The sequence below is a fragment of the Kitasatospora sp. NBC_00039 genome (assembly GCF_045160625.1).
Taxonomy (GTDB): domain Bacteria; phylum Actinomycetota; class Actinomycetes; order Streptomycetales; family Streptomycetaceae; genus Kitasatospora.
In genome coordinates, this window is sequence record NZ_CP108289.1 from 5,253,747 (window position 1) to 5,271,395 (window position 17,649).

Here is a 17,649-nt window from a genome sequence, read left to right on the forward strand (position 1 = left end):
GGGGGGCTCAATGCCCTCGAAACGCCCCCGACCGGCCCGGTGCGGCCCGCACATAGCGGCTTCGACCTGCGGAAACACTCCGCCCAATGGGCGTGCCGGGCCCGCGGGACACTCCGCCGAGGCTTATTGCCAGCCCGTTTCAGGCCCTTACGCTCGCCCATGTGTTCAACGTGCCCCAGGCGCTCAAGCGCCTAGTGATCGGCAAGGCCATGCGCAGCGAGGAGCTGGGCGAGACGCTGCTCCCCAAGCGGCTGGCCCTGCCGATCTTCGCTTCCGACCCGCTCTCCTCGGTCGCCTACGCGACCCAGGAGATCCTGCTGGTGCTCACCGTCGGTGGCACCGCCTTCCTGTACCTGACCCCGTGGGTCGCGGCCGGTGTGGTCGCGCTGATGGCGGTCGTCGTGATGTCGTACCGCCAGGTCGTGCACGCCTACCCGAGCGGCGGCGGCTCGTACGAGGTGGTGTCCCGCAACCTGGGCGCCAACTCCGGTCTGGTGGTGGCGGCGTCACTGCTGGTCGACTACGTGATGACGGTCGCGGTGTCGGTGGCCTCGGGCGTCGACAACATCATCTCGGCGCTGCCCTCGCTGGCCGACTACCGGGTCGGGCTGGCGGTCGGCTTCGTCGTCCTGCTGGCGGCGATGAACCTGCGCGGGGTCCGGGAGTCCGGCAAGGCCTTCGCGGCGCCGACGTACCTGTTCATCGGCGGCATCGTGCTGATGGTGGTCACCGGCCTGATCAAGGCGGCCTTCGGGGACACCCCGGTGGCGGCCAGCGCCTCGTACGGGATCCTGCCGGTGGACGGGAAGGACACCCTGGCCGGGCTCGGCCTGCTGATGCTGGGCCTGCGGGCGTTCGCCTCCGGCTGTACGGCGCTGACCGGCGTCGAGGCGATCTCCAACGGCGTGCCGGCGTTCCGGGCGCCCAAGTCGAAGAACGCCGCCGCCACGATGGCCGTGATGGGCACCACGGCCGTGGTCATGTTCGTCGGCATCACCGCGCTGGCCCTGATGGCCAAGGTGCACATCACCGACGACGCCTGCCAGCTGACCGGCTTCCCCGGGGACTGCCACACCGCGCCGCAGCAGACCGTGATCGCCCAGCTGGCGGCCGCGATCTTCGGCGGGGACCAGAGCTTCCTCTTCTACTTCATCCAGGCCGTCACCGCGCTGGTGCTGATCCTGGCGGCCAACACCGCGTTCAACGGCTTCCCGCTGCTGGCCTCGATCCTGGCCGAGCACCGCTACCTGCCCCGGCAGATGCACACCCGCGGCGACCGCCTCGCCTTCTCCAACGGCATCATCGCGCTCGCGGTGGTGGCCGGCGGGCTGCTCTGGCTGTACGACGCGGACGTCACCAGCCTGATCCACCTCTACATCCTGGGTGTCTTCACCTCCTTCACGCTCTCCCAGATCGGCATGGTGAAGCACTGGAACCGGGTGCTGGGCAGCGAGACCGACCCGGCCGTCCGCGGCTCGGCGCAGCGCTCCCGGGTGATCAACGCGTTCGGCGCGGTCACCACCGCGCTGGTGCTGGTGATCGTGCTGCTGACCAAGTTCACCCAGGGCGCCTGGCTGGCCGTGGTCGCGGCGATCGTGCTCTGGGTGATGATGCGCGGCATCCGCCGGCACTACGACAGCGTGGCCGAGGAACTGGCGGTGGACGACCCGCGGGAGGAGTCGGTGCGGCCGTCCAGGGTGCACGGGATCGTGCTGGTCTCCAAGCTGCACAAGCCCACCCTGCGGGCGCTCGGCTACGCACAGGCGTTCCGGCCGGACTCGCTGGAGGCGCTGACCGTCGCGGTGGAGAGCGACGCCACCCAGGAGCTGGAGCGGCAGTGGGAGGAACTGGACGTCCAGGTACCGCTGAAGGTGCTGGACTCGCCCTACCGGGAGATCACCAAGCCGGTCGTCCAGTACGTCCGTGAGTACCGCCGGAGCAGCCCGCGGGAGGCGGTGGCGGTCTTCATCCCCGAGTACGTGGTCGGGCACTGGTGGGAGCACCTGCTGCACAACCAGTCGGCGCTCTGGCTGAAGAGCCGGCTGCTGTTCACCTCCGGCGTGATGGTGATCAGCGTGCCGTGGCAGCTGACCTCCTCCACCAAGGCGTACCACCCGTCCCGCCGCGCCCCGGGCGCGGTGCGCCGCGGCGAGCCGGCGGCGAGGTCGGAGTACGAGAAGCTGCCGGCGCCCGAGAACGCCTGACGGGCAGCCGACCGGGCCCCGGACAGCACCGCTGTCCGGGGCCCTTCACGTGCCCGGACACAGGCGGAGCCCGCGCGGGGACGCCCCCGTATGGACCTCGTCAACAATCGAACGGGCGCCGTATGGAGGGCGTCAAGAACGGCGGTAACGCCCCGTGAGGGCGCTTTGCTGGCTCTGCCGGCCCTCCGCCGGTGCCGCACCGGGCCCGTCGAGGGCCGGCCGCGGCCACCTCCGAACCACTGTGGTGGAGCCCATGTCGGATCTCATCTACGTCGGTGTCACGGTCGCCGTGTTCGCCGTCATCGCCCTGATCGCGCGGGGGGTGGAGAAGCTGTGACCGCCGAGAACATCGCAGGTCTCATCGTGGCCGTCGCCCTCGTCGGCTACCTCGTCGTGGCGCTGATCTACCCGGAGAAGTTCTGACATGAGCTCCACTCTCGCGGGCTGGCTGCAGGCCATCGCCCTGGTGGGCGCCCTGGCCCTGTGCTACCGCCCCCTGGGCGACTGCATCGCCCGTATCCTCACCACCTCCAAGCACCTCAGAGCCGAGCGCGGCATCTACCGGGTGATCGGCGTGGACGGCGACGCCGACCAGCGCTGGCCGGTCTACCTGCGCTCGGTGCTGGCCTTCTCGGCCGTCTCCGTGCTCTTCCTCTACGGCCTGATCCGGCTGCAGGGCCACCTGCTGCTGAACCTCGGGGTCGAGCAGATGCCCGGCCACCAGGCCTGGAACACCGCGATCTCGTTCGTCGCCAACACCAACTGGCAGTCCTACAGTGGCGAGTCCGCGATGGGGCACCTGGTGCAGATGGCGGGCCTGGCGGTGCAGAACTTCGTCTCGGCGGCGGTCGGAATCGCGATCGTGGCCGCGTTCATCCGTGGTTTCACCCGCAACCGGACGGACCGGCTGGGCAACTTCTGGGTGGACCTCACCCGGATCACCCTGCGCCTGCTGCTGCCGATCTCGGTCGTCTTCGCCGTCGCCCTGATCGCGACCGGCGTGGTGCAGAACTTCCACGGTTTCCACGAGGTCGCGACCCTGGCCGGCGACCCGCAGGCGATCCCGGGCGGACCGGTGGCCTCGCAGGAGGTCATCAAGGAGCTGGGGACCAACGGCGGCGGCTTCTTCAACGCCAACTCGGCGCACCCGTTCGAGAACCCGACCGGGCTCAGCAACTTCCTGGAGATCTTCCTCATCCTGCTGATCCCGTTCGCGCTGCCGCGAGCCTTCGGCAAGATGGTGGGCGACCACCGTCAGGGCTACGCGATCGTCGCGGTGATGGGCCTGTTCTGGGTGGCCTCGGTCGCGCTGATCACCTTCTTCGAGGCGCAGCACTCCGGTGCGGCGATGCAGGCGGCCGGCGGGGCGATGGAGGGCAAGGAGCAGCGGTTCGGCATCGCGGCCTCCGGCCTGTTCGCGGCGTCCACGACGCTGACGTCGACCGGTGCGGTGAACTCCTTCCACGACTCGTACTCGCCGTTCGGCGGCGGGCTGACGATGTTCAACATGATGCTGGGCGAGATCGCGCCCGGCGGTACCGGTTCGGGCCTGTACGGGATGCTGGTGCTGGCCATCGTCGCGGTCTTCGTGGCCGGTCTGATGGTCGGCCGCACCCCGGAGTACCTGGGCAAGAAGCTCGGCGGGCGGGAGATGAAGTTCGCCTCCCTGTACATCCTGACCACGCCGACGATCGTGCTGGTCGGCACGGGTGTGGCGATGGCACTGCCCGGCGAGCGGGCGGGGATGCTCAACTCCGGCGCGCACGGCTTCTCCGAGGTGCTGTACGCCTTCACCTCGGGCGCGAACAACAACGGTTCGGCGTTCGCGGGAATCACCGTCAACACGGACTGGTACGACACCGCGATCGGTCTGGCGATGGTGTTCGGCCGCTTCCTGCCGATGGTGTTCGTCCTGGCGCTGGCCGGCTCGCTCGCGCAGCAGCAGCCCGTCCCCGCCACCCCGGGCACCCTGCCCACCCACAAGCCGCTGTTCGTGGGCCTGCTGTCGGGCGTCGTCCTGATCGTCGTCGGCCTCACCTACTTCCCGGCCCTGGCCCTCGGGCCGATCGCGGAAGGTCTCTCCTGATGTCGTCCACCCTTACCGAGAAGCCGGCCCCGCTGCCGGAGGCGCCCGCCGCGGCGCCGCACAGAGTCTCCGGCGGCCTGCTGGACCCGAAGCTGCTCGTCTCGTCGCTGCCGGACGCGGTGAAGAAGCTCGACCCCCGGGTGATGGTGAAGAACCCGGTGATGTTCGTGGTCGAGGTCGGCTCGGTGGTCACCACCGTCGCCGCGATAGCCGATCCGTCGGTGTTCGCCTGGTCGATCACCGTCTGGCTCTGGCTGACCACGATCTTCGCCAACCTGGCCGAGGCCGTCGCCGAGGGCCGCGGCAAGGCGCAGGCGGACACCCTGCGCAAGACCAAGTCCGACACCATGGCCCGCCGGCTGCTCGACTGGCCGAAGAGCCGGGCCGAGGAGGAGGTCTCCGGGACGGCGCTGCGGCTGGGCGACCATGTGGTGGTCGAGGCCGGGCAGATCATCCCGGGCGACGGTGACGTCGTCGAGGGCGTCGCCTCGGTGGACGAGTCGGCGATCACGGGTGAGTCGGCTCCGGTGATCCGCGAGTCGGGTGGTGACCGCAGCGCGGTGACCGGCGGCACCAAGGTGCTCTCGGACCGGATCGTGGTGAAGATCGCCTCGGAGCCGGGCAAGTCGTTCATCGACCGGATGATCGCGCTGGTCGAGGGCGCGGCCCGGCAGAAGACGCCGAACGAGATCGCGCTCAACATCCTGCTGGCCTCGCTGACCATCGTCTTCCTGGTCGCGGTCGTCACCCTCCAGCCGATGGCCACCTACGCGGGCGCGCCGCAGTCGATGATCGTGCTGGTCGCCCTGATCGTGGCGCTCATCCCGACCACGATCGGCGCGCTGCTCTCCGCGATCGGCATCGCCGGCATGGACCGGCTGGTCCAGCGCAACGTGCTGGCGATGTCCGGCCGGGCCGTCGAGGCGGCCGGCGACGTCAACACCCTGCTGCTCGACAAGACCGGCACCATCACCCTCGGCAACCGCCAGGCCGCCGAGTTCCAGCCTGCTCCCGGTGTGGACCAGGCCGAGCTGGCCGGTGCGGCACAGCTGTCGTCCCTGGCGGACGAGACGCCCGAGGGCCGCTCGATCGTCGTCCTCGCCAAGACGGAGTACGGTCTGCGGGCCCGCGCCCAGGGCGAGTTGACGCACGCCACCTGGGTGCCGTTCACCGCGCAGACCCGGATGTCCGGTGTCGACCTCGACGAGGCCGACGGTGTGCACCAGGTCCGCAAGGGCGCCGCCGCGGCCGTCTCCAACTGGGTGACGGAGCAGGGTGGTTCGGTCGGTTCGGAGGTGTCGGCGCTTGTCGACGGCATCTCGGCGGCCGGCGGCACCCCGCTGGTGGTGGCGACCAAGGTGGGTGCGGCTCAGGCCAAGGTCCTGGGGGTCATCCACCTCAAGGACGTGGTCAAGGAGGGCATGCGGGAGCGGTTCGACGAGCTGCGCCGGATGGGCATCAAGACCATCATGATCACGGGCGACAACCCGCTGACCGCCAAGGCGATCGCGGAGGAGGCGGGCGTGGACGACTTCCTCGCCGAGGCCACCCCCGAGGACAAGATGGCCCTGATCAAGAAGGAGCAGTCCGGCGGCAAGCTGGTCGCGATGACCGGTGACGGCACCAACGACGCCCCCGCCCTCGCCCAGGCCGACGTCGGTGTCGCGATGAACACCGGGACCATGGCGGCCAAGGAGGCCGGCAACATGGTCGACCTGGACTCCAACCCGACCAAGCTGATCGAGATCGTCGAGATCGGCAAGCAGCTCCTGATCACCCGCGGCGCGCTGACCACCTTCTCGATCGCCAACGACGTCGCGAAGTACTTCGCGATCATCCCGGCGATGTTCGCGGCGGTCTACCCGGGCCTGGACAAGCTCAACGTCATGGGCCTGCACAGCCCCCAGTCCGCCATCACCTCGGCGATCATCTTCAACGCCCTGGTCATCGTCGGCCTCATCCCGCTCGCCCTGCGCGGCGTCAAGTACCGCCCGTCCGACGCCAGTTCGCTGCTGCGCAGGAACATCGGGGTGTACGGGTTCGGCGGGCTGGTCGTCCCCTTCGTCGGGATCAAGCTGATCGACCTCGTCGTCCAGTTCATCCCCGGCCTGAGCTGAAAGAGAGGAGAACGCATCATGTCCAAGCCCCTGCCCACCGCCGTGCGCACGCACTTCACCGCGCTGCGGATGCTGCTGGTGATGACGGTGATCGTCGGCCTCGCCTACCCGCTGCTGGTCACCGGCCTCGGCCAGGCGGTCGTCAGCGACAAGGCCAACGGCTCGATCGTGAAGACCGCCGACGGCAAGGAGATCGGCTCCAGCCTGCTGGGCCAGAACTACGACCTGCCGAAGAAGAACCCCGACGACGCCGACGAGGCCGCCCTGCCGGACCCGCAGTGGTTCCAGCCCCGGCCCGGCGCCCACGATCCGAAGAGCTCCGGCGCCTCCAACCAGGGCCCGAACAGCGAGGACCTCACCAAGACGATCGAGGACCGCCGCAAGGCCGTCGCCGCGTTCGACGGCGTCGACCCGGCGACCGTGCCGGTGGACGCGGTCACCGCCTCCGGCTCCGGCCTCGACCCGCACATCTCGGTCGCCTACGCCAAGGAGCAGGCCGACCGGGTCGCCAAGACCCGCGGCAACGTCTCGCCCGAGACGCTGAACAAGCTCATCGAGAAGTACACCGAGGGCCGCTCGCTCGGCTTCCTCGGCCAGGAGGGCGTCAACGTCGTCCTGCTCAACAAGGCGCTGGCCCAGCAGAAATGACGGAGGCAGAAGTGACGGCCGACCGGCTGGATTAGTGAGACGGGCCGACCCGGGCCGGGGCACCACCCCGCGCCCGGGTCGGCCGACGTACGCCCTGACCCTCGTACGAAGAAGACGAAAGAGCAGCGCCCATGGCCCGCGACCTCACCCCCGGCACCGGCCCCCGACGCGGCCGGCTGAGGGTGTACCTCGGTTCCGCCCCCGGTGTCGGCAAGACCTACCGGATGCTGGACGAGGCCCGGCGCAGACAGGAGCGCGGCGCGGACGTCGTGGTCGGCTTCATCGAGTGCCACGGGCGCCGGCACACCGAGTCCATGCTCACCGGCCTGGAGACCGTTCCCCGGCTCGACCGCTCCTACCGCGAGGCCGAGTTCGACGAGATGGACCTCGACGCGGTGCTGCGGCGCAAGCCCACGGTCGCGCTGGTGGACGAGCTGGCGCACACCAACATCCCCGGCGGCCGGCATGCCAAGCGCTGGCAGGACGTCGAGGAACTGCTCGACGCCGGGATCGACGTCATCACCACCGTCAACGTCCAGCACCTGGAATCGCTGAACGACGTCGTCCAGAAGATCACCGGCATCCCCCAGCGCGAGACCGTCCCGGACGAGGTGGTCCGCCGGGCCGACCAGATCGAGCTGGTCGACATGGCCCCCCAGGCGCTCCGCCGCCGGATGGCCCACGGCAACGTCTACAGGGCGGAGAAGGTGGACGCCGCGCTCTCCAACTACTTCCGGGTCGGCAATCTGACGGCCCTGCGCGAGCTCGCCCTGCTCTGGGTGGCCGGGCGGGTCGACGAGGGGCTGCGCGACTACCGGGCCAGCCACAACATCGACCGCGTCTGGGAGACCCGCGAACGCGTCGTGGTCGCCCTCACCGGCGGGCCGGAAGGCGAGACACTGATCCGCCGCGCCGCCCGGATCTCCGACCGCACCGCCGGCGGCGACCTGCTCGCCGTCCACGTCACGCGCAGCGACGGCCTGGCCGGCGCCTCCGCCGGCGCGCTCGCCCAGCAGCGGCAGCTGGTCGAGACCCTCGGCGGCAGCTACCACGTGGTCGTCGGCGACGACATCCCCACCGCGCTGCTCGCCTTCGCCCGTGCCCACGACGCCACCCAGCTCGTCCTCGGCACCAGCCGGCGCGGCCGGATCACCCGCTTCCTCACCGGCCCCGGTATCGGCGAGACCACGGTGGACGCCTCCGAGGACATCGACGTCCACATGGTCACGCACGAGTTCACCGGCCGCGGCCGGCTGCCCTCGCTCGGCCGCCGCCACTCCAAGCGCCGCACCATCGCCGGCTACCTCGCCGGGCTGGTGCTGCCCTGGCTGCTCACCGCCCTCCTCTCGCAGGCGCACGGCACCGTCAACCTCACCACCGACGCGCTGATCTTCCAGCTCGGCGTGGTGATCGTCGCCCTGCTCGGCGGCGCCACCTCCGCCCTGCTGGCCTCGGTCGTCGCCTCGCTGCTGCTCAACTACTTCTTCATCCCGCCCGTCCACACCCTGACCATCGGCGAGACCAACAACATCGTCGCGCTGGTCGTCTTCGCCGCCGTCGCGCTGGCCGTCTCCACCGTGGTCGACCACGCGAGCCGGCTCACCACCCGGGCCGCCCGGGCCACCGCCGAGGCCGAGACCCTCTCCACCCTCGCCGGCAGCGTGCTGCGCGGCGTCGACGCGCTGCCCGCCCTGCTGGAGAAGTCCCGGACGGCCTTCGGAATGGACTCCGTCGCCCTGCTGGAACGCACCGGCGGCGAGGTGCTGGCCCGCTGCGACGACGACGGCCGGACCGACGACGGCCGGGCCGGAGACGTTCGGACCGGCCGGGAGGAGGGAGTCCGGAGCGGCGAGCCGACGGAGACCACCGAGATCCCCGTCGGCGCCGACGCGGTTCTCGTCCTCACCGGCCGCCGGCTGCCCGCCGCCGACCAGCGCGTGCTCACCGCCTTCGCCGCGCACGTCGCCGCCGCGCTGGAACGCGACCGGCTCGCCGTGGTCGCCGCCGAGGTCGAGCCGATCAAGGCCGCGGACCGGATGCGCACCGCCCTGCTCGCCGCCGTCAGCCACGACCTGCGCACCCCGCTGGCCGCCGCCCTCGCCTCGGTCGGCTCACTGCGCAGCCCGGACGTCGAGTTCTCGCCCGAGGACCAGGCCGAACTCCTGGCCACCGCCGACGAGTCCCTGGTCAAGCTCACCCGGCTGGTGGACAACCTGCTCGACATGAGCCGCCTCCAGGCCGGCGCGCTCACCCTCCACCTCGCCGAGACCCACCTCGACGAGATCCTGCCCCGGGCGCTGGACACTCTCCCCGACCCGTACGCGCCGGTCCAGCCGCTGGACCTGGACGCGGTGCCGGCCGTGCTGGTCGACCCGCCGCTGCTGGAACGCGTCCTCGCCAACGTCATCACCAACGCGCTGCGGCACAACGCCCCCGGCGCCCCCGTCCTGGTCACCGCCAGCCACCACCAGGGCCGGGTCGAGATGCGCGTCATCGACCGCGGCCCCGGCATCGCTCCGGAGGACCGCGACCGCGTCTTCCTGCCCTTCCAGCGCCTCGGCGACACCGACAACACCACCGGTGTCGGCCTCGGCCTCGCCCTCTCCCGCGGCCTCGCCGAGGCCATGGGCGGCAGCCTGGAGGTCGAGGACACCCCCGGCGGCGGCACCACCATGCTGCTCACCCTGCCCGCCGCGCAGACCGTTCACGACGACCGTCCGGGAGGGGCGCCGCATGAGTGAGATCCTGATCGTCGACGACGAACCGGCGCTGCTGCGCACCCTGCGGATCAACCTCAGCGCCCGCCGGTACGCCGTCCGGACGGCTGCCAGCGGCGGCGAGGCCCTGGACCGCGCCGCGCACACCGCGCCCGACGCCGTCCTGCTCGACCTCGGCCTGCCCGACCTGGACGGCATGGACGTCATCCGGGGCCTGCGCAGCCGCAGCGATGTGCCGATCATCGTGCTCTCCGGCCGCTCCGGCGCCGCCGACAAGGTGGACGCGCTCGACGCGGGGGCGGACGACTACCTCACCAAGCCGTTCCTGATGGAGGAGCTGCTGGCCAGGCTGCGTGCCGTGCTGCGCCGGCTGCCGGGTGCCCCCGCCCCGGCCGCGCCGGTGATCGGCGACCATGCCGTGGACCTCGCCGCGACCACCGTGACCGGCCCGGACGGCCCCGTCCGGCTCACCCCGACCGAGTGGCGGATCCTCGCCCTGCTGCTCGCCAACCCGGGCCGGCTGGTGCCCGGGCGGCAGATCCTGCGCGAGGTCTGGGGCCCGGCGCAGGAGGGGCACGGCAACTACCTGCGGGTCTACCTGGCCGGGCTGCGCCGCAAGCTGGAACGCGACCCGGCCCGGCCGCGCCACCTGATCACCGAGCCCGGCATCGGCTACCGCTACGAGCCCTGACGGCCCGTTCCGGAGGGCACGGCGTCAGAAGGCCGTCAGGAGGGGCCCGGTGGACGACAGGAGGGCGTCAAGGCCGGCCGGGGCGGACCGTCCGCGGGGTAGCGTCAGCGGTGAGGGAGCGGCCCCGCTCCAAGTGGGGGATGCCTGGGGCCGCTCCGCCGCCCCGGCGGCCAGAAGGTGGGGGAGGGCGCGCGGCCAAAGCCGCGCGCCCCCGAATCACCGTCCTTGTCAGCCCCCGCCCGCGCTGCCCGACTGCCGGGGCAGCGCCAGCGCCACCGTGTCGGCGAACTCCCGTACCGCGCTTGTCCGGCTGACCACCCGTCCGCTGTGCACCACCAGCCGGCTGTGCCCGCCCGCGAGCGCCCCCGGCAGGCTGTCCCCGCGCACCGCAAGCAGCTCCGCCGGGAAACCGGCGTCCACCCGGACCGGCGGCAGCCCGAGCGCCGCCCGGGCCTGGTTGGCCACGGCGTCGTACGCCGCCTCCGGAGCCAGCACCCCGCCCGCCGCGAGCAGGTAGGCGGCCTCCAGCGGATCCGCCCGCCCCACCGGGTTGGCCGGGTCGCGCAGCGCGCCGCTGCCCGCCGCGAGCAGCACCCGGGCGTCCACCAGCTCACGCAGCAGCCCCGGCCGCAGGCCGCCCGGCCGGCCCTCCAGCCCGGTGCAGCAGCCGTTCTGCGGCAGACAGACCACCCGGACGCCACTGGTGGCCAGCACCGTCGGGGCGCCCCGAGCCAGCGACCCGCACGGGCCGAGCACCACCCGCGGCCGCAGCGGCGCCAGCGCGCTCGCCAGCCGGGCCAACTGCGCCGGTTCGGCGCCGGTGGTGTGCAGGTCGACCGGGCAGTCCGCCTCCCGGGCGGCCTCCAGCAGCACCTGGACGTAGCCGGCCGGGTCCGGGTCGAGTTCGGGGCAGCCGCCGGCCGCCGTGGCGCCCAGCCTGAGCGCGTCGCGCAGCTGGGCCCGGCCGTCGGCCCCGGCCCGGCCGGTGAGCAGCCGGGGCATGGCAACGGCCTGGAGCTCGGCGAGGCCGCGCAGCGCCTGCCGGGCGGTGAGCACCGCCTCCAGCCTGCGCAGCCCGTGCACGTCGCCGATCCGGACGTGGGTGCGCTGGGCGGTGGCGCCGTAGCCGAGCGAGGTGAGCGCGGCCTCGGTGACCCGCCGGGTGAGGTCGGAGGGGGTCTCCGGCGGCGGGGTGGGCAGGGCGGCGGCGAAGGCGACGTCGTAGTGGGCGTGCGCCTCGGCGGGGGCCGGCAGCAGCAGATAGCCCTTGAGGTCGATCCGGGCGCCGGTGGTGGCGGTGGGGGCGCCGGGGAGGGCGGGCAGCGGGCCGAGGCTGCCGGCGGTGCCGACGGCCTGGATCCGGTCGCCGCTGATCCGTACGTCCACCACCCGGCCGTCGACGAGCCGGGCGTCGGTGAGCAGCAGGACGGGGCCGTGCCCGAGCGGGTTGGCCGCCGGGCCGGGCCCGGAGTGCGGCCCGTCGGCGGCTGCGCTGTCCATCGCCCGGCTCCTTCTCGCGCTGGCCCGTCGAGTTGCCCGGCCCGTCCCGATCAATGAGCGACGAGCCTATGGCGCGCGGGCGCGGGGCGCCGGGAGGCGGGCAATAGTCGTATCGGGTCGGGCCGCGCCGCCGGAGGGCCGTTCGAACGCCCAGCCTTCGATCGCTCGTCCGTGCACGCCGCCGACCTGCGGTCTTCGCGTCGGGATACGGATTTCACCTCTGGGCGCGGAACGTGTAATCTCTTCCTCGTTCGCCCCTATAGCTCAGTCGGTAGAGCGTCTCCATGGTAAGGAGAAGGTCTGCGGTTCGATTCCGCATGGGGGCTCTGGTGAAAAGGAGTCAGCTTCGGCTGTGCTCCGGATCACTGTGGCGGTGTAGCTCAGTTGGTAGAGCAAGCGGCTCATAATCGCTGTGTCACCGGTTCAAGTCCGGTCACCGCTACCCCGCGTAGTCGGTCGGGAGATCGCACTCCCGGTCGGCTACTCTTGTTGTGTTCTTATTCATTGTCCAAGGAAGGCACTCCCGTGGCTGCCACCGACGTCCGCCCGAAGATCACGCTGGCCTGCGTGGAGTGCAAGGAGCGGAACTACATCACCAAGAAGAACCGGCGTAACGACCCGGACCGTCTTGAGATGAAGAAGCACTGCCCCCGCTGCAACTCGCACACCGCGCACCGCGAGACCCGCTGACCCTGTTGCAGGGCGCCGGGCCTGTGTGATTCAGGTCTTCGACTCCGGGCCGCACCCTCTCTGGGTGCGGCCCGGAGTCTTTTTCGTCATCCACCGGACTTTCGAGGAGTTGCCCGTGGCACTCGACCCCTCCTTCATCGGGCGGACGTACCCGCCCACCGAGCCGTACGAGGTCGGCCGGGAGAAGATCCGCGAGTTCGCGGTCGCCGTGGGTGACGCCAACCCGGCGTACACCGACCCGGAGGCCGCCAAGGCGCTCGGCCACCAGGACGTCATCGCCCCGCCGACCTTCCCCTTCGTGCTGACCTTCCGGGCCGCCGCCCAGGTGGTCCAGGACCCGGAGCTGGGCCTGGACTACAGCCGCGTGGTGCACGGCGACCAGAAGTTCGCCTACACCCGCCCGGTGCGGGCCGGTGACCGCCTCTCGGTCGCCGTGACCATCGACAACATCAAGTCGCTCGCCGGCAACGACGTGCTCACGGTGCGCGGCGAGGTCTCGGACGCGAGCGGCGAGCACGTGGTGACGTCGGTCATGACCCTGGTGGCCCGGGCCGCCGACGAGGCGGGGGAGTAACGCCATGGCGATCAGCTTCGACGAGGTCGCGGCCGGCACCGAGCTGCCCGCGCAGTCCTTCCCCGTGACGCGCGCCACGCTGGTGCAGTACGCGGGCGCCTCCGGCGACTTCAACCCGATCCACTGGAACGAGAAGTTCGCCAAGGAGGTGGGCCTGCCGGACGTCATCGCGCACGGCATGTTCACCATGGCCGAGGCGATCCGGGTGGTCACCGACTGGGTCGGCGACCCGGGAGCGGTGGTCGAGTACGGCGTGCGGTTCACCCGTCCGGTGCCGGTGCCCAACGACGGGGTCGGCTCCGTGATCGAGGTCACCGGCAAGGTGGCCAAGCTGCTGGACGACCGGAAGGTCCAGGTCGACCTGGTGGCGACCTACGGCGGCCAGAAGGTGCTGGGCATGTCCCGCGCCGTCGTCCGGCTGGCCTGAGCGCACGACGGGGGCGGGGCCGGCCCCGCCCCCGAGGACGCGTACGGGGGAGGGTCCGCCCCCGCTCCTCCCCGTACGCTGGGGGCGTGCTGGTAGAACTCGACGCCCCCCTCGCCCCGCTGACCACGCTCCGCCTCGGCGGTCCGGCCCGCCGGCTGGTGACCGCGACCACCGACGACGAGGTGGTCGCCGCCGTCCGCGAGGCTGACGCCGCCGGCGAGCCGCTGCTGGTCATCGGCGGCGGCTCCAACCTGGTGATCGGCGACGCCGGCTTCGCCGGGACGGTGCTGCGCATCGCCACCACCGGCTTCGCGCTGGACGGCACCACCCTGGAGCTGGCCGCCGGCGAGGTCTGGGCCGAGGCGGTGGCCCGGACGGTGGAGCACGGCCTGGCCGGCATCGAGTTCCTGGCCGGCATCCCCGGCTCGGCCGGCGCCACGCCCGTCCAGAACGTCGGCGCGTACGGCCAGGAGGTGGCGCAGTCCGTCACCGAGGTGGTCGCCTACGACCGCCGGGCCGGCGAGGTCGTGACGCTCTCCGGCGCCGCGTGCGAGTTCTCCTACCGGCACAGCCGCTTCAAGGCCGACCCGGACCGCCACGTCGTGCTGCGGGTCCGTTTCGCCCTGGCGGACAACGGCGGGCTCTCCACCCCGGTCCGCTACGCCGAGACCGCCAGGCACCTGGGCGTCGAGCAGGGCGAGCCGGTCGCGCTGCGCACGGCCTACGACGCCGTGCTGCGGCTGCGCGCGGGCAAGGGCATGGTGCTCGACCCGGCGGATCACGACACCTGGTCGGCGGGATCCTTCTTCACCAACCCGGTACTGACCGCCGAGCAGTACGACGCCTTCCTCGCCCTGGCCGCCGAGCGCGACCTCACCGCCCCCGCCTACCCGGCGCCGGACGGCTGCACCAAGACCTCGGCCGCCTGGCTGATCGACAAGGCGGGCTTCGGCAAGGGCTACGGCAGCGGTCCTGCCACCCTCTCCACCAAGCACACCCTGGCCCTGACCAACCGCGGCGCGGCCACCGCCGAGGACCTGCTGGCGCTGGCCCGGGAGATCCGCGACGGTGTCCGGGCGGCGTTCGGCGTCGAGCTGGTCAACGAGCCGGTCATGGTGGGCGTCAAGCTCTAGCGGGCGTGCCTAGGGGGCGTCCGCGAGCCAGGCGTCGATGTCCGCCAGCAGCTCCTTCTGCGTGCTCTCCGGCGCGCGCGAGCCGCGCACCGACTGGCGGGCCAGCTCGGCGAGTTCGGCGTCGTCGAAGCCGAGCACATCGCGGGCCAGGTCGTACTGGGCGGCCAGCCGGGTGCCGAACAGCAGCGGGTCGTCGGCGCCCAGCGCCAGTGGTACGCCCGCGTCGAACAGCCGGCGCAGCGGGACGTCCTCGGCCCGCTCGTAGACGCCCAGCGAGACGTTGGACGAGGGGCAGACCTCGCAGGTGACCTGACGGTCGGCCAGTCGCTGCATCAGCCGGGGGTCCTCGGCCGCCCGGACGCCGTGGCCGATCCGGCCCGCGCCGAGGTCGTCCAGGCAGTCCCGGACGGACTCCGGGCCGGCCAGCTCGCCGCCGTGCGGGGCAGCCAGCAGCCCGCCCCTGCGGGCGATGTCGAAGGCCCGGTCGAAGTCCCGGGCGAGGCCGCGCCGCTCGTCGTTGGAGAGGCCGAAGCCGACCACGCCCTGGTCGGTGTACCGGACGGCCAGCCGGGCCAGCGTCCGGGCGTCCATCGGGGACTTCATCCGGTTGGCCGCGACCAGGACGCGGATGCCGACACCGGTCGCCTCGGCGGCGTGCCGGACGGCGTCCAGGATCAGCTCCAGCGCGGGGATCAGGCCGCCGAGCAGGGGCGCGTACGAGGTCGGGTCGACCTGGATCTCCAGCCAGCGGGAGCCGTCCCGGCGTTCGTCCTCGGCGGTCTCCAGGACCAGCCGGCGGATGTCGGACTCGTCCCGCAGGACGGACCGGGCAGTGTCGTAGAGGCGCTGGAAGCGGAACCAGCCGCGTTCGTCGGTGGCCCGCAGCCGGGGCGGCTCGCCGGAGCTGAGTGCCTCCGGCAGGCGGACGCCGTGCTTGTCGGCCAGTTCCAGCAGGGTGGCGGGTCGCATCGAGCCGGTGAAGTGCAGGTGCAGGTGGGCCTTGGGGAGGTCCCTGACGTCTCGCGGAATCAGCAGGCGTTCCATCCGCCGATACTGCCGCATCGGGCCCGGATACGGGAACCGCCCCCTTCGTGTCCCCCGAAGGGGTGAAGGGGGCGGTCGCGTCGGGCGGGTGCCGTCAGGCGGTCGCCTCGCCGAGCAGCTTCTGCATCCGGCCGACGCCCTCGACCAGGTCGGTGTCGCCCAGCGCGTACGACAGGCGCAGGTAGCCCGGGGTGCCGAAGGCCTCGCCGGGGACGACCGCGACCTCGGCCTCGTCCAGGATCAGCGCGGCCAGCTCGCCGGAGGTCTGCGGGCGCTTGCCCCGGATCTCCTTGCCCAGCAGGCCCTTGACGGACGGGTAGACGTAGAACGCGCCCTCGGGCTCGGGGCAGACGACGCCCTCGATCTCGTTGAGCATCTTCACGATGGTCCTGCGGCGCCGGTCGAAGGCGGTGCGCATCTCGTGCACGGCGGCGAGGTCACCGCTGACGGCGGCGATCGCGGCGCGCTGCGCGACGTTGGAGACGTTCGAGGTGGCGTGCGACTGCAGGTTGGTCGCGGCCTTGACGACGTCCTTGGGGCCGATCACCCAGCCCACCCGCCAGCCGGTCATCGCGTAGGTCTTGGCCACGCCGTTGACGACGATGGTCTTGTCGGCCAGCTCGGGCAGCAGCGCCGGCAGCGAGGTGAACGTCGCGTTGCCGTAGACCAGGTGCTCGTAGATCTCGTCGGTCAGCACCCAGAGGCCGTGCTCCAGCGCCCACTCGCCGATGGCCCGGGCCTCGGCCTCGGTGTACACCGCGCCGGTCGGGTTGGACGGCGAGACGAACAGGACCACCTTGGTGTTCTCGGTGCGGGCGGCCTCCAGCTGCTCGACCGACACCTTGTAGCCGGTGGTCTCGTCGGAGACGACCTCCACCGGGACGCCGCCGGCCAGCTGGATCGACTCCGGGTAGGTGGTCCAGTACGGGGCCGGGACGATGACCTCGTCGCCCGGGTCGAGGATCGCGGCGAAGGCCTCGTAGATCGCCTGCTTGCCGCCGTTGGTCACCAGGACCTGGGAGGCGTCCACCGCGTAGCCGGAGTCGCGCAGCGTCTTGGCGGCGATCGCGGCCTTCAGCTCGGGCAGGCCGCCGGCCGGGGTGTACCGGTGGTTCTTCGGGTCGCGGCAGGCCTCGACGGCCGCCTCGACGATGTAGTCCGGGGTGGGGAAGTCCGGCTCGCCGGCGCCGAAGCCGATCACCGGACGGCCGGCCGCCTTGAGGGCCTTGGCCTTGGCGTCCACGGCGAGGGTCGCGGACTCGGCGATCGCGCCGATCCGGGCGGAGACCCTCCGGTCGGCGGGGCGGACGGAACTGTCGGGCTGCGGGGTGGAAGCGCTCATGCCTGCATGGTCGCAGAACCGGGACGGACCGGGCATGGGGGTTTCACCATATGTCTCTTTGATCTCGGAGCGCCGTAGTAGCATCAGCGACCTGTCCAAGGACAGCGGTCAGGACTTGGCCGTCACGACGCTCTGCGGAGCCGAGTGAGAAGCCGCCCCGTCTGCGGGGTGGAGGAGTCACATGTACGGGCTGGTCCGATTGCCATGCATGGCGGCGGGTCGGCACAGGTGGTCGCAGAAGAGGTTCGACCAAACCCCCCTCGACCACGTACACTCACTGCTCGACGGCCACCGAGAAGCCAAGACTTCCACCGCCTGTGCATACAGCGGGGGGAGATGCGGTAGGTTGGTGGTCGCTACAGGAGCCGTAAGGCGCCGTAGGGCAATAGCTCAATTGGTAGAGCACCGGTCTCCAAAACCGGCGGTTGGGGGTTCAAGTCCCTCTTGCCCTGCTGCTTGATCCGTATTCAGCCCGT

14 protein-coding genes and 3 tRNA genes are annotated in these 17,649 nt (G+C 71.7%); 14 read left to right on the forward strand and 3 right to left on the reverse strand.

Going from position 1 to position 17,649, the window contains the following annotated elements:
* The first annotated feature begins 209 nt into the window (after positions 1 to 209).
* The 7 genes from OG286_RS23375 to OG286_RS23405 all read left to right on the forward strand — a co-directional run bounded on the left by OG286_RS23375 (position 210) and on the right by OG286_RS23405 (position 10,463).
* The gene (locus OG286_RS23375) at positions 210 to 2,204 is read left to right on the forward strand and encodes an APC family permease (protein ID WP_396321548.1); all 1,995 of its coding nucleotides are present in this window, start codon (positions 210 to 212) and stop codon (positions 2,202 to 2,204) included.
* Between the two features lie 333 nt (positions 2,205 to 2,537).
* Positions 2,538 to 2,627 (forward strand): K(+)-transporting ATPase subunit F, encoded by a 90-nt coding sequence (gene kdpF / locus OG286_RS23380; protein WP_045305809.1) that lies wholly within the window; start codon positions 2,538 to 2,540, stop codon positions 2,625 to 2,627.
* A 1-nt stretch (position 2,628) separates the two neighbouring features.
* Positions 2,629 to 4,290, forward strand: coding sequence for a potassium-transporting ATPase subunit KdpA (gene kdpA, locus OG286_RS23385; RefSeq protein ID WP_405365767.1), 1,662 nt, complete (start codon positions 2,629 to 2,631; stop codon positions 4,288 to 4,290).
* Positions 4,290 to 6,407, forward strand: a complete 2,118-nt coding sequence (gene kdpB / locus OG286_RS23390; protein ID WP_396321505.1) for a potassium-transporting ATPase subunit KdpB — start codon at positions 4,290 to 4,292, stop codon at positions 6,405 to 6,407. The genes kdpA and kdpB overlap by 1 nt, the downstream gene beginning before the upstream one ends.
* Positions 6,408 to 6,425: 18 nt before the next feature.
* A complete protein-coding gene (gene kdpC / locus OG286_RS23395) occupies positions 6,426 to 7,055 on the forward strand; it encodes a K(+)-transporting ATPase subunit C (RefSeq protein WP_396321504.1) in 630 nt (209 codons plus the stop codon).
* A 131-nt stretch (positions 7,056 to 7,186) separates the two neighbouring features.
* On the forward strand, positions 7,187 to 9,796 hold the full coding sequence (locus tag OG286_RS23400) for an ATP-binding protein (RefSeq protein ID WP_405365768.1): 2,610 nt from the start codon (positions 7,187 to 7,189) through the stop codon (positions 9,794 to 9,796).
* On the forward strand, positions 9,789 to 10,463 hold the full coding sequence (locus tag OG286_RS23405; protein WP_396321502.1) for a response regulator: 675 nt from the start codon (positions 9,789 to 9,791) through the stop codon (positions 10,461 to 10,463). The genes OG286_RS23400 and OG286_RS23405 overlap by 8 nt, the downstream gene beginning before the upstream one ends.
* A gap of 228 nt (positions 10,464 to 10,691) precedes the next feature.
* On the opposite strand, the gene OG286_RS23410 is transcribed toward OG286_RS23405, so the two are convergent.
* The gene (locus OG286_RS23410) at positions 10,692 to 11,963 is read right to left on the reverse strand and encodes a hydrolase (protein ID WP_396321501.1); all 1,272 of its coding nucleotides are present in this window, start codon (positions 11,961 to 11,963) and stop codon (positions 10,692 to 10,694) included.
* A 253-nt stretch (positions 11,964 to 12,216) separates the two neighbouring features.
* Here OG286_RS23410 and OG286_RS23415 point away from each other — a divergent pair.
* The 6 genes from OG286_RS23415 to OG286_RS23440 all read left to right on the forward strand — a co-directional run bounded on the left by OG286_RS23415 (position 12,217) and on the right by OG286_RS23440 (position 14,787).
* Positions 12,217 to 12,289 (forward strand) — tRNA-Thr (locus OG286_RS23415).
* A gap of 43 nt (positions 12,290 to 12,332) precedes the next feature.
* Positions 12,333 to 12,405: transfer RNA gene (locus OG286_RS23420), tRNA-Met, on the forward strand.
* A gap of 83 nt (positions 12,406 to 12,488) precedes the next feature.
* A complete protein-coding gene (gene rpmG, locus OG286_RS23425) occupies positions 12,489 to 12,653 on the forward strand; it encodes a 50S ribosomal protein L33 (RefSeq protein WP_006604855.1) in 165 nt (54 codons plus the stop codon).
* A 115-nt stretch (positions 12,654 to 12,768) separates the two neighbouring features.
* Complete coding sequence (locus tag OG286_RS23430; RefSeq protein ID WP_148644350.1) at positions 12,769 to 13,227, forward strand: MaoC family dehydratase N-terminal domain-containing protein; 459 nt, start codon at positions 12,769 to 12,771, stop codon at positions 13,225 to 13,227.
* A 4-nt stretch (positions 13,228 to 13,231) separates the two neighbouring features.
* Entirely contained in the window at positions 13,232 to 13,654 is a 423-nt protein-coding gene (locus tag OG286_RS23435) for a MaoC family dehydratase (RefSeq protein ID WP_405360177.1), read from the forward strand.
* An 89-nt stretch (positions 13,655 to 13,743) separates the two neighbouring features.
* The gene (locus tag OG286_RS23440; RefSeq protein WP_396321547.1) at positions 13,744 to 14,787 is read left to right on the forward strand and encodes a UDP-N-acetylmuramate dehydrogenase; all 1,044 of its coding nucleotides are present in this window, start codon (positions 13,744 to 13,746) and stop codon (positions 14,785 to 14,787) included.
* Positions 14,788 to 14,796: 9 nt separating this feature from the next.
* On the opposite strand, the gene OG286_RS23445 is transcribed toward OG286_RS23440, so the two are convergent.
* Both OG286_RS23445 and OG286_RS23450 read right to left on the reverse strand, forming a co-directional pair.
* Positions 14,797 to 15,831, reverse strand: a complete 1,035-nt coding sequence (locus tag OG286_RS23445; RefSeq protein ID WP_396321499.1) for an adenosine deaminase — start codon at positions 15,829 to 15,831, stop codon at positions 14,797 to 14,799.
* 94 nt (positions 15,832 to 15,925) lie between these two features.
* On the reverse strand, positions 15,926 to 17,173 hold the full coding sequence (locus tag OG286_RS23450) for a pyridoxal phosphate-dependent aminotransferase (RefSeq protein WP_396321498.1): 1,248 nt from the start codon (positions 17,171 to 17,173) through the stop codon (positions 15,926 to 15,928).
* A 379-nt stretch (positions 17,174 to 17,552) separates the two neighbouring features.
* Here OG286_RS23450 and OG286_RS23455 point away from each other — a divergent pair.
* Positions 17,553 to 17,625, forward strand: a tRNA-Trp gene (locus OG286_RS23455).
* Positions 17,626 to 17,649: the final 24 nt, after the last annotated feature.